This is a genomic window from Stenotrophomonas sp. NA06056 (assembly GCF_013364355.1).
Classification (GTDB): domain Bacteria; phylum Pseudomonadota; class Gammaproteobacteria; order Xanthomonadales; family Xanthomonadaceae; genus Stenotrophomonas.
In genome coordinates this window covers 1,812,896-1,825,248 of sequence record NZ_CP054931.1, presented here as the reverse complement: position 1 = coordinate 1,825,248, position 12,353 = coordinate 1,812,896, and the positions used below count along the sequence as shown (strand labels likewise).

Sequence of the window (12,353 nt, the reverse complement as noted above, 5' to 3'; positions counted from 1 at the left end):
ATGAACACCGTCGCACCCACCGATTCTGCCGCCTCCACTCCGGCCAGCCTGGGTGCGCTCAACGCCTCGATAGTCGTACCCGACAAAGGCCATTGGTGGTTCCGCCTGCTGGCCTTCCTGGGCCCGGGCTACATGGTGTCGGTCGGGTACATGGATCCGGGCAACTGGGCCACCGATCTGGCCGGCGGCTCGCGCTTCGGCTATCTGCTGCTGTCGGTCATCCTGATCTCCAACCTGATGGCGGTGATCCTGCAGGCGTTGTCGGCGCGGCTGGGCATCGCCACCGGCATGGACCTGGCGCAGGCCTGCCGTGCACGCTACCCCAAGCCGGTGAACCTGGCGCTGTGGGCGCTGTGCGAAGCGGCGATCATCGCCTGCGACCTGGCCGAAGTGATCGGCACGGCCATCGCCCTGAAACTGTTGTTCGACCTGCCACTGCTATGGGGCGCGGTGATCACCGCACTGGATACACTGCTTGTCCTGCTGCTGATGAACCGCGGTTTCCGCGCGCTGGAAGCCTTCGTGATCGCGCTGCTGCTGGTGATCTTCGGCTGCTTCATGGTGCAGATCGCGCTGGCCGCGCCACCGGTGATGCAGGTGCTGGGCGGTTTCATTCCGCGCGCGCAGGTGGTCACTGATCCGCATGCGCTGTACATCGCCATCGGCATCATCGGTGCCACGGTGATGCCGCACAACCTGTACCTGCATTCTTCCATCGTGCAGACCCGTGCCTATCCACGCACCGACGAAGGCCGTCGCAGTGCGCTGCGCTGGGCCGTCACCGACAGCACCGTTGCCTTGACCCTGGCACTGTTCATCAACGCCAGCATCCTGATCCTGGCGGCGGCGGTATTCCATGCCAACGGCCGCTTCGATGTGGAAGACATCGAGCAGGCACACCAGCTGCTGGCACCGATGCTGGGCGTGGGCCTGGCCTCAACCTTGTTCGCCGTGGCACTCCTGGCATCTGGCCTGAACTCCACCGTGACGGCGACCCTGGCCGGACAGATCGTGATGGAAGGGTTCCTGCGCCTGCGACTGCCGCCGTGGCTGCGGCGCTTGATCACCCGCGCGCTGGCCATCATCCCGGTGGTGGTGGTGATCATGCTGTTCGGCGACCAGGGCGCGGTGAAGCTGCTGGTACTGAGCCAGGTGGTGCTGTCGATGCAGCTGCCGTTCGCGATCATACCGCTGGTACGGATCGTGACCGACAAGATGACGATGGGTGCGCTGGTGGCGCCGCGCTGGCTGGGCAGCATCGCCTGGGTGATCGCGCTGGTGATCGTGGTGCTGAACGTGAAGCTGTTGGTGGATACCTTCGCCGGCGGTTGATGCCAAATGCCGGGGTCGGATTCCTTGCCGCAGGCAGGTGCTCTGACCCCAGTAGATCCACGCCATGCGTGGATGTGGCAATGGCGACCTGCAGTAGATCCACGCCATGCGTGGATGCGGCAATGGCGACCTGCAGTAGATCCACGCCATGCGTGGATGTGGCATGACCGGCGCTACAGGAACTCTGCGATCGCCGCTTCGATCTGCTGCGGCGACTGGAAGCCCGGCATGCGCATGCATTCGTCGCCGTCACGGAACAGCGACAGCGTGGGCGTCTGCCGCAGCCCCAGCTCGCGGAAGAACGCCTCGCCCACCACTTCCAGCTGCACCCGCAGCAGGGTCGTGCCCTGCCCCGCCGTGCCGCTGGCTACCCGCTGCAGCGACATGTCCAGCATCCGGCAACCGGGACACTGATCCTTGTGGAAGTCCACCAGCGCGCGCGGGTGTTCGGCCAGCAACTGCTGGAACTGCTCAGGCGTGGCGGCGTCGATGATCTGCATCGATGGTACTCCAGTAATGATCCAGGACCGCGTCGGTCCAGCGGTTGATGGCCGCGGCATGCCGCTGGCCATGGGGCATCTGTTCGATCTCCAGCGGCGGGTAGCCGCTGTGGAAATAGCGGATCAGCCGGTGCACGGCGCCGCAGTAGTACTCCTGCCCCCACTGCGTTTCGCCGGTCCCGAACACCGCCACCTGGCGCGGCCGCTGGCCGCGTTCGGCGATACCTGCCACCCAGGCCTTCATCTCCGACGGCGTGCGCCCGGCGTTGTCGGTCCAGCAACCCAGCAGCACCAGGTCGGCCTCGTCCACCGGCAGCGGCGGGCACTGGCGCAGGTCGTCGACGTCCTGCCAGTGCACGGCGTGGCCTGCGGCCCGGCATCGCTCGGCGATATGGCGGCCGAGCTCGCGGGTGTTGCCACTCAGCGACGCCACCACGATCAGGATGCGCAGCGCCGGGCCGCGCTCAGAGGTCGTCGAAGCCGTTGTCGACGTTGGTCTTCTTGTAGCTTGCATTGCGCATCTCGAAGAAGTCGGTCTTGGTCTCGGTGAAGTTGTCGGCGTAGGCCTTGATCCACGGCATCACGTTGTCGGTGGTGTCGCTGTACAGGCGCTCGATGCCGAGCATGCCGGCCATCTTGTTGGCGCGGTACTTCACGTAGCGCACCATCTCATCCACATCGATGCCGTCGATGCCATCCAGCACCTCCGCCGACCATTGGGTTTCCAGTTCGATGGCATGCTCGAACGACTGGTGCACATAGGCGGTCAGCTCGTTGGTCTGCAGCTCCGGGTTCTCGCCGATGATGGCGCGGATCAGCTCGCTGATGAACTTGGTGTGGGCCAGTTCGTCACGGTTGATGAAGCTGATGATCTTGCCGGTGCCGTTCATGCGGTTCTGCCGCACCATGTTGTAGAAGTACGCGAACCCGGAATAGAAGTTGATGCCTTCCAGGATTGACGACTGGATCAGCGACTTCAACAGGGTTTCGGCGGTTTTCTCGCGCATGAAATCGTCGTAGGCGCCCATGATCGGCGCGTTGCGCTTGATGATGGTCGGGTGGGTACGGGCGATCTCGAAGATGCGGTTCTGGTTCGGCAGGTCGGTGATCGAGGCCAGCACGTAGCTGTAGCTTTCGTTGTGGATCACTTCCTGCTGGCCGATGATCGCCGCGTTGGCGTGTGCGGCCGGGTCGGTGATGTACTCAGCGACGTTGTAGATGAAACGCGTCTGCGGCGAATCCAGCGTGGCCAGCAGGCCGATGATGGAATCGTAGGCGTTCTTCTCGCGCGCATTCAGCTCGCCGTACTGGCGTGCATCCACCTTCATGTCCACCTCGTCGGGGATCCAGAAGTTGGTCGACAGTTCCTTGTAGGCCCGATAGAACGACGGGTAGGGAATGTCGTTCCAGTTCAGGATGCCACTGGTGCGCCCGTTGATGATGCCGGTGCTGCGGTTGGGGTGGCGCGGTTCGAGGATCTTGATGCGGTCGAGCGGGGTTGCCATGGTCTTCTGCCTTCGTTCTTTTTCAGCGTGTTGCCGGCCAGCGGCCGGCACTACCATCTGTCATGTGTTGCCGGCCAGCGGCCGGCACTACCTGTGGTCAGCTCGAGCACCACTCGCATTCGCTGATGTCGATGTCGTTGGAGCGCACGTAGTAGGTGGTTTTCAGCCCTTCCCGCCAGGCACTCAGGTGCAGCTCCAGCAACGTACTGGCGCGGATCGTGCTCGGCACGTAGAGGTTGAAGCTGATCGACTGGTCGACATGGCGCTGGCGGCGCGCGTTCTGCCGCACGCTGGCGAACTGGTCGACCTTGTAGGCACCCTTCTCGTAGTACGGCCAGGTTTCCAGCGACAGCCCGGGCGCGGCCACTGGCCGCCGGAAGTCCTTCTTTTCCTCGTAGTAGAACGCGCTGTAGATCGGATCGATCGACGCGGTGGAACCGGCAATCTGTGCGGTGCTCATGTTCGGTGCCACTGCCAGCAGCCAGCCGTTGCGCAGGCCGTTGCTCGCCACCTCGCGCGCAAGACTGTCCCAGGCCGCGCCGCTGTAATCGCGGTCACGGAAGTAGTTGCCGTTGTGCCAGTCGCTGCCAACGAACATCGGGTAGCTGCCCTTCTCCCTGGCCAATTGCGCGCTGGCCTGGATGGTCAGGAAGTTGATGCGCTCGAACAGTCGATCGGACAGTTCCTCGGCCTCGGGCGATTCCCAGTGGATCGCCTGCTGTGCCAGCAGGTGGTGCCAGCCGAACGTGCCCAGGCCGATGGCGCGGTACTTGCGGTTGGTGATGGTGGCCTGCGGCACCGGCAGCGCATTGAGGTCGATCACGTTGTCGAGCATGCGCACCTGGATCGGAATCAACCGCTCCAGCACGTCCTTGGCCAGCAGATCCTCGGGGGCGGTGATGGCACGGCCGAGGTTGATCGACGAGAGGTTGCAGACCACGAAGTCACCGGCACGGCGGGTGGTAACGATCTGGTCGCCGCTGACGATCTCCTGGATCATCCGCGTCGGGCTCATGTTCTGCAGGATCTCGGTGCACAGATTGCTGGAATAGACCATGCCCACGTGCTTGTTCGGGTTCTTGCGGTTCACTTCGTCGCGGTAGAACAGGAACGGGTTACCGGTTTCCAGCTGGCTGAGCATGATCCGCTTGAACAGGTCGATCGCCTTCACCGTGCGACGACTGATGCGCTCGTCGGCGACCAGTTCGGCGTAGCGGTCGCGGAAGCTGCCCTCCCCGCGCTTCTCGTCGTAGAAGTCCTGCAGGTACCAGCCCTTGGCCTGCTTCACCTCGTGCGGATCGAACAGGTACCAGTCGGCGCGGCGCTCGACCGCCTCCATGAACAGATCAGGCACGCAGATGGCGGTGAACACATCGTGCGCACGCAGGCGCTGGTCGCCGTTGTTCAGGCGCAGATCCATGAAGGCTTCGATGTCGCGATGCCAGATGTCCAGGTACACCGCCACCGCACCCTTGCGCTGGCCGAGCTGATCGACCGACACCGCGGTGTTGTTGAGCTGCTTGATCCACGGCACGACGCCGCCGGACGAGTTGGGCACGCCGCGGATCGGCGCGCCACTGCTGCGCACGTACCCCAGGTACGCACCCACACCACCACCATGCTTGGACACACGGGCGATATCGGTGTTGGAGTCATAGATGCCCTGCAGGCTGTCATCGACCGTGTCGATGAAGCAGCTCGACAGCTGCCCGCCGACCTTGCCGGCGTTGGCCAGGGTCGGCGTGGCCACCGTCATGTACAGGTTGGACAGTGCCCAGTACGCCTCGCCCACCAGCTGCATGCGGCGTACGCGGCCGCTCTCACCCGGCCCGCCCTCGTTCTGCATCAGGTACAGCGCGATGGTCAACCAGCGCTCCTGCGGCAGCTCATACACCTCGCGGCTGCGGTCGGTGGCGAGATAGCGCGTGGCCAGCAGATACAGGCCGTTGTAGGCGAACAGCCGGTCGCGCTCGGGGTCGATCATCTCTCCGGCCTGCTGCAGCTCTTCCTTCGAATAGCAGCGCAGGATGTCGTTGCTGTAGACGCCGCGGTCGGCCAGGCTTTCCTGCAGGCCAACGAACGAGCCGTACTTCAGGCTGACGTCGTAGAAGCGGTTGCGGCTGGCGCGCTTGTACAGCCGGCGCAGGTACAGGCGTGCGGCGAACTGTTCCCACTCCGGCGCGACAAGATCGACGCGCGATTCCGCTTCGCGGATCAGCAGATCCACAAGGTCATCGGCACTGATGCTGGGCTTGCGCTCGACCATCGCCAGCACCACGCGGCGGTAGTCGGCCACATCCAGCTGCGGCAGCTCGGCGTGGATGGTGTCGATACTTCGCAGCAGGCGTGCCGCATCGTACGGCAGGCGACGATTGCCGGCTTCCTTGGTGATCCAGGTCGGCACGCGCTCGCCGCTGGCGCCCATGGCGTCGCCGGCGCCGGCCAGATCGGCCACGCGGAAGGTACTGTCGGTCATGGTGGTGAAACTCCAGGCTCGCACGCGCGTTGGCGATCGATGCCATGGCGGCCCTGCACGCGATACCGGCGCACGGGGCGAACGGGTGGATTGCCAAGGCACGGGAACGTAGGTCGTCGGCATCTGCCTGCGCCTGCGGCCGGTATCCGGGCCGTGGGGGCGACCTGCGTCCGCACGGTGGCGGCCGCGTCGACACGGCAAGCCTTCAGGGGCGGGCCGCGGGACGTTTGCTGCATGTCCGGCGGCGGCGGCTGACCGGGAGTGACGGCCACAACATAGTGGGGATACCCCTGTCCGTCAACACAAGATGCAGTAATCACGTCATGTCGCGACCATCGGTCGCAGGATGCCGTGTTGCACCTCCATCACCTTGTTGGTGCCACATGCGTCCCCAGTTCGGTACCACATCAACTTTTCCGGAACACCGCCCATGCGCGCTGCCCAGTACTCCTCCTTCGGCAACCCGGCCGACGTCCTCGCCGTTGCCAACGCCGCACTGCCCGAACCCGGCCCCGGCGAGGTGCGCATCCGCACCGTGCTGGCTTCGATCCACAACCACGACCTGCTGACCGTGCGTGGCCTGTACGGCTACAAGCCGACGCTGCCGGCGACTGGTGGCAGCGAAGCGCTGGGCGTGGTCGATGCACTCGGCGAGGGTGTTGATGGCCTGCAGATCGGCCAGCGTGTTGCCGCCGCCTCGGTGCACGGCACCTGGGCCGAAGCGTTCATCGCGCCGGCGCGGATGGCGATCCCGATGCCGGAGTCGATCCCCGACGAGATGGCCGCACAGCTGATCGCCATGCCGTTGAGCGCGCTGATGCTGCTGGAGTTCCTGCGCGTCGAGCAGGGCCAATGGATCGTGCAGAACACCGCCAACGGGGCCGTCGGCAAGTCGCTGGCGATGCTGGCAAAGGGACGCGGTGTGCACGTGGCCAACCTGGTGCGCAACGCAGAAGCGGTGGCTCAGCTGCAGGCGCTGGGCATCGATCACGTGTTCGATACGTCGGTGGACGGCTGGAAGGACCGCGTGCGCGAAGCCACCGGCGAAGCACAGGCCGCGGCCGCAGTCGATTCCATCGGTGGCGAAGCCAGCGGCGACCTGGTCGATCTGCTCGGCCACCACGGCACCCTGGTCTCGTTCGGCGTGATGAGCGGCGAGCCGATGCGCATACCCGCCGGTGGCCTGATCTACAAGGAAGCCACGGTGAAGGGCTTCTGGGGCAGCAAGGTCAGCCAGGCGATGGCGGTGGAGGACAAGCGCCGGCTTGTTGGCGAGCTGCTGACGCGTGCGGCCGGCGGCGAACTGACCTTGCCGGTGGAGCGGATCTTCGCCCTGGACGACATCGCCCAGGCCGCAACGGCCGGTGCGGGCTCGGGCCGCAATGGCAAGGTGCTGCTGCGGCCGTGATCGTCTGACATTGCGTTCTGTAGAGCCGAGCCATGCTCGGCTGCTTTCCGGCCAGTGTGTAGAGCCGAGCGTAGGCTCGGCTCTACAGGGGCGTGCGGACCAACGGTCCACACCCACCAAAGATCGGTCCGCACCTACCGGAGCACAGGCGAATCCACCAAGGGCGCTGACTTTCGTTAAGAACCTGTGATGTATAACTGAATGCGCTTTCGTCATTGGAAGGCGCACTGGCCCGCGTGCGGTACTGACGGCTCCTCCCCCGTTTGGCGCAGTCGCTTCCATGTATCGCACCACCCTGCTTTCCAGCGCGGTCGCGCTGGCCCTCGTCGCCGGCACTGCCGGCGCCGCTGAAACCGCCGACACCGGCAAGGACAGCACCACCCTCGGCACCGTGCTGGTGACCGGCTCGAACATCAAGCGCAGCGACACCGCCGGCCCCAACCCGGTGCAGATCGTCACCCGCGAGCAGATCCTGCAGACCGGCCGCTCCACCCTCACCGACGTGCTGCGCAACCTGTCGGCCAACGCCGGCAACAGTTTCGACGAGCAGTACACCGGCAGCTTCGCTGCAGGCTCGGCCTCGATCGGCCTGCGCGGCCTGTCGCCGAAAAACACGCTGGTGCTGGTCAACGGCTACCGCGTGGCCAACTTCGGCTTCGCGCTCAACACCCAGGACACCTTCGTCGATCTCAACGCGCTGCCGATCAGCGCGGTCGAGCGCATCGAAGTGCTGAAGGATGGCGCCTCCGCGGTGTACGGCTCTGACGCCATTGCCGGCGTCATCAACATCATCCTGCGCCGTGATTTCCAGGGCGTGGAGGTCGGCGGTGGCTTCGGCACCGCTACCCAGGGCGGCCTGAACGAGCGCAAGGCCAACCTGCTGGCCGGTTTCGGTGATCTTGAACAGCAGGGCTGGAACGTGCTGTTCGGGCTGGATCTGCTCAAGCGCGACCGCCTCGACGCCGACCAGCGCGCGTACACCCGCGACGGCGATTTCCGCGACAAGCCCGGTGGCCGCCTGGCCGGCTGGTCCACGGCCGGTGGCAACTGGCTGACCAACCCGCGCGCGCCGCAACCGTTCTCGCCCTGCCCCGATGGCAGCGAGCTGCGTCCCTACAGTGACTTCGGCAGCACCCTGCCCGGCCAGGCCTGCGCCTTCAACGCGCAGCCGTTCAAGACCCTGCAGCCCGGCGCCGAGCGCCTGCAGGCGTCGTTGAGCGCGACCTACCGCTTCAATGACAGCGTCGAAGCCTTCGCTGATGTGCTGTACAGCCACAACAAGGCCGACCAGATCTTCAGCGCACCGCTGACGGTCGGTCCCGGCCTGCGTGCCTACAATCCCGCCACCGGCACGTTGACCGATATCGCCGCCGTGCTGCCGGTCGGCCACCCGAACAATCCGGGCAACGCGCCGCTGCCGTTCGAATACACCTTCTTCGATCTCGGCCCGCGCCTGAAGGACAACACCCAGGTGTTCTACCGCGCCTTGGCCGGCGTGCGCGGTACCGGCGAGCGCTGGGACTGGGAAGTGGCCGCGCTGACCTCGCAGAGCGCGCAGCGCGAGTACGTGGACAACTTCGTGGACCGCTACGCTTTCCAGCAGGTCCTGCGCGATGGCAGCTACAACTTCCTGAATCCCGCCAGCACACCGGGCGCATTGGACGATCTACGCCTGCAGACCAAGCGTCCGGGCTGGTACAAGCTGCACTCGCTCAACATCAAGGCATCCACCTCGTTGTGGGAACTGCCGGCCGGTGCGATCGGTTTCGCCTGGGGCGCGGAGTTCCGCAAGGAATCGCTGGACGCGCGCACCAGCGCGCAGGTGTTGTCGGGCACCGAACTGCGCCCGGCCATCAATGTGGTCAACGGCGAACGCCAGGTCAGCGCCGCCTATGCCGAGTTCAGCGTGCCGCTGCATCGCACCCTGGAACTGCAGGTGGCCGGCCGTGGTGATCACTACGATGACTTCGGCAAGGCGTTCTCGCCGAAGTTCGCGCTGCGCTGGCAGCCGCTGGACAGCCTGCTGCTGCGCGGTTCGTTCTCGCGCGGCTTCCGTGCACCGTCGCTGCCGGAGATCGCACCGGGGCAGACCATCAGCTACGGCTCGGTGGTCGATCCGTTCGATCCGCTGCAGCCCGGCGGCAACCGTGGCGTGACCAACCTGCGCACCGGCAATCCGGACCTGAAGGCCGAACGCTCGCGCAATCTCAATGTCGGCGCAGTGTGGTCGCCGGATGCCGATTCCAGCATCGGCCTGGACTGGTACCGCATCGAACAGGACAACCTGGTCAAGCCGGACAGCGCGCAGTTCATCGTCAACAACCCGGACCTGTTCCCCGGCCGCGTGCAGCGCGATGCACAGGGTCGCATCCAGATCATCACCAACCAGTACGCCAACCAGGGCGAGCTGACCACCTCGGGCATCGACCTGGAAGCCAACCGCACCTTCCGCACCGATGGCTGGGGCAACTTCACCGTGGCCGGCAGCTGGACGCACCTGCTCAGCTTCAAGCAACCGCTGGTGGCCGGCCAGGCCCCGTATGACGGCGCCGGCAACAATCGCCATGGCGCGTTGCCACGGACCCGAGGCACCACCTCGTTGAACTGGGCAGTGGGTGACTGGAGCAGCACGCTGAGCCTGCAGTACGTGAGCGGCTATGACCAGCGCGTGGCGACGGCCACCAGCAATCCGGGCCTGCGCGACAAGGTCAAGCCCTACCAGCAGCTGGACCTGTACGTGGCCTACGAGGGCATCGCGAAGACCACGCTGTCGCTGTCGGTGCTGAACCTGACCGACAAGGATCCGCCGTTCGATCCAGCCGGCGGCTCCAGCGGCTTCGACATCAGCCAGTACAACCTGCGCGGTCAGTTCGTTTCGCTGGGGGCACGTTACCGGTTCTGACTACCGCTGTAGAGCCGAGCCCACGCTCGGCTGCTCTTCCGTCGGAGCCGAGCGTGGGCTCGGCTCTACAGGAGTGTGCGGACCAACGGTCCGCACCCACCGCATCAACGGCTCAGGTGCAGGAACTGCAGGTGCCGCTCGTACTGGCTGATGATGTCGTTGATGATCTGCTTGCGGCTGTAGCCGACCAGATCGTAGTCCTGGCTGCCTTCGTACAGATGCACTTCGGCGCGGTAGTAGCGCTGGTTGCGCAGCTGCTGCGCGGCGAAGGACGGGGTCAGGTAGCCACTGAGGATCACCCGGTACAGGAAGTCCTGCTGCTCGCCGTGGTTGACCGACAGTTCCATGTCGCCCGCTTCGAACCGCGTCTGCACGTCCCAGCCCTGCTCACGCAACTGCTCGGCCACCGCTTCCATCGCCGGCTTCACCGTGTCATCCATGAAGCGGTACACCTGGTCGCGTACCGGGAAGTGCATGGCCTGGGTCAGGCGCTGGCGCCAGCCCTGGTGGTGGCGATCATCGCCGATCAGCGGCGATGGCCTGAACTGCTGCGCGCGCTTGCGGTGCGACTCGTCACTGAAGGCGCGCGTCAGGCCCCACATCATCAACAGCAGCACCGCCGAGAACGGCAACGAGGCCAGCACCACCGCCGATTTCAGCGCATCGACGCTGCCCGCCAGCAGCAGGCCGGCGGTCAGCACCGCGATCACCGTGCCCCAGAACACACGCAGCCAGCGCGGGCCATCGTCCTCCGGCGCACCACCATGCGAGGACAGCGTGGACAGCACCACCGCCCCGGAATCGGCGGACGTCACGAAGAAGATGAAGCTGACCAGCACGGTCACGCCGATCACCGCCTTGCTCCACGGGTAGCCATCCAGCAACGCATACAGCACCGTCGGTGGATCATCCACCGCCAGCTGTGCCAACTGCTGCTGGCCATGGTGCAGCACCTGGTCCAGCGCGCTGTTGCCGAAGATCGACAGCCACGCCAGGGTGAAACCCAGCGGGATCAGCAGCACGCCGAACACGAATTCGCGGATGGTGCGGCCGCGCGAGATGCGCGCGATGAACAGACCGACGAACGGCGCCCAGCCGATCCACCAGGCCCAGTAGAACACCGTCCAGCCGCCCAGCCATTCCGGACGGCCACCATAGGCATACACGTCGAAACTCTTGCCGACCACGCTGCCCAGGTAGTCGCCGAGGTTCTGCATCAGCGTGCTGAGCAGGTACTGGGTGGGGCCGGCGCACAGCATGAACAGCACCAGCGCGATCGCCAGCAGCATGTTGATGTTGGCCATCCAGCGCACGCCCTTCTCCACCCCGGACACGGCCACCGCGACGGCCGCGCCCATCATCGCCACCACCAGCAGGATCTGCACCAGGTTGGAATGCGGGATGTTGAACAGGTGGGCCAAGCCGGCGTTGAGGTGCAGCACGCCGAAGCCCATGTCCGCACCGATGCCGAACACGGTGGCGACGATGCCCAAGGCATCGACGGTGTAACCAATGGGGCCGTTGATGCGCTTGCCGATCAGGGGATACAGCGCCGAGCGCAAGGCCAATGGCAGATTGTGCCGGTAGGCGAAATAGGCCATCGCCATCGCCGCCAGCGCGAACACGCCCCAGCCATGCAGGCCCCAGTGCAGGAACAGCAGCTGCATGGCCTGGCGCGCGCCCGCCTCACCCGCGGCAGGATCGCCCTGCGGTGGCTGCAGATAATGCGTCAGCGGCTCGGAAACGCAGAAGAAGAACAGGGTGATGCTGATGCCTGCAGCGAACAGCATGCCGGCCCAGGAGAGGTAACTGAACTCCGGTTCGTCATGGTCGGCACCGAGCTTGATGCCGCCGTACTTGGACAGCGCCACGCCGACCACGAACACCAGGTACAGGGTCATCGCCAGCAGGTAATACCAGCCGACGTTGAGCGCAGCCCAGTCCTGCGCCTTGACCAGCAGGCGACCGGCGCCGAGCGGAAACAGGCTGACGAACAGTGCGAAGGCAACGACGACGATCGCCGCGAAGGCGAAGACAGGCCGCAGGGTTCGCACCGGCTGATGTTGAGGCTCCAGTGCTTCCATGGGCAGCCATCTCCGGATCGATCAAAGAACAAGCCGGCGGATTCTGGCTGAATCGCAGTGGACACAGCATGAAGTCGTGGCATCGCGCAGCCACGATCCTGCATCCGCCCGTGTTATTCGCGCGCCTGCACGGCGCGCGCGAGGCT

8 protein-coding genes are annotated in these 12,353 nt (G+C 65.4%); 3 read left to right on the top strand and 5 right to left on the bottom strand.

The features are described 5' to 3' along the window. A complete protein-coding gene (locus HUT07_RS08085; protein ID WP_176020498.1) occupies window positions 1-1,332 on the top strand; it encodes an Nramp family divalent metal transporter in 1,332 nt (443 codons plus the stop codon). A gap of 173 nt (window positions 1,333-1,505) precedes the next feature. On the opposite strand, the gene HUT07_RS08080 is transcribed toward HUT07_RS08085, so the two are convergent. The 4 genes from HUT07_RS08080 to HUT07_RS08065 all read right to left on the bottom strand — a co-directional run bounded on the left by HUT07_RS08080 (window position 1,506) and on the right by HUT07_RS08065 (window position 5,762). Beyond that, window positions 1,506-1,832, bottom strand: a complete 327-nt coding sequence (locus HUT07_RS08080; RefSeq protein ID WP_176020497.1) for a thioredoxin family protein — start codon at window positions 1,830-1,832, stop codon at window positions 1,506-1,508. Continuing rightward, window positions 1,804-2,271, bottom strand: a complete 468-nt coding sequence (locus HUT07_RS08075; RefSeq protein ID WP_254898928.1) for a flavodoxin — start codon at window positions 2,269-2,271, stop codon at window positions 1,804-1,806. Before HUT07_RS08075 ends, HUT07_RS08080 begins: the two co-directional genes overlap by 29 nt. Window positions 2,272-2,296: 25 nt before the next feature. Next, window positions 2,297-3,337 carry a ribonucleotide-diphosphate reductase subunit beta gene (locus HUT07_RS08070; RefSeq protein ID WP_025878567.1) on the bottom strand — a complete coding sequence of 347 codons (1,041 nt, stop codon included), beginning with the start codon at window positions 3,335-3,337 and terminating at the stop codon, window positions 2,297-2,299. A 97-nt stretch (window positions 3,338-3,434) separates the two neighbouring features. Beyond that, window positions 3,435-5,762: a ribonucleoside-diphosphate reductase subunit alpha gene (locus tag HUT07_RS08065; protein WP_254898927.1), complete on the bottom strand. Its 2,328-nt coding sequence runs from the start codon at window positions 5,760-5,762 to the stop codon at window positions 3,435-3,437. Window positions 5,763-6,243: 481 nt separating this feature from the next. On the opposite strand from HUT07_RS08065, the gene HUT07_RS08060 reads away from it, so the two are divergent. Both HUT07_RS08060 and HUT07_RS08055 read left to right on the top strand, forming a co-directional pair. Next, window positions 6,244-7,221 carry a zinc-binding dehydrogenase gene (locus tag HUT07_RS08060; RefSeq protein ID WP_176020494.1) on the top strand — a complete coding sequence of 326 codons (978 nt, stop codon included), beginning with the start codon at window positions 6,244-6,246 and terminating at the stop codon, window positions 7,219-7,221. Window positions 7,222-7,501: 280 nt separating this feature from the next. Continuing rightward, window positions 7,502-10,123: a TonB-dependent receptor gene (locus HUT07_RS08055; RefSeq protein ID WP_176020493.1), complete on the top strand. Its 2,622-nt coding sequence runs from the start codon at window positions 7,502-7,504 to the stop codon at window positions 10,121-10,123. Window positions 10,124-10,227: 104 nt separating this feature from the next. Here HUT07_RS08055 and betT read toward each other — a convergent pair whose 3' ends face one another. Beyond that, window positions 10,228-12,207, bottom strand: a complete 1,980-nt coding sequence (gene betT, locus HUT07_RS08050) for a choline BCCT transporter BetT (protein ID WP_176020492.1) — start codon at window positions 12,205-12,207, stop codon at window positions 10,228-10,230. Window positions 12,208-12,353 lie beyond the last annotated feature (146 nt).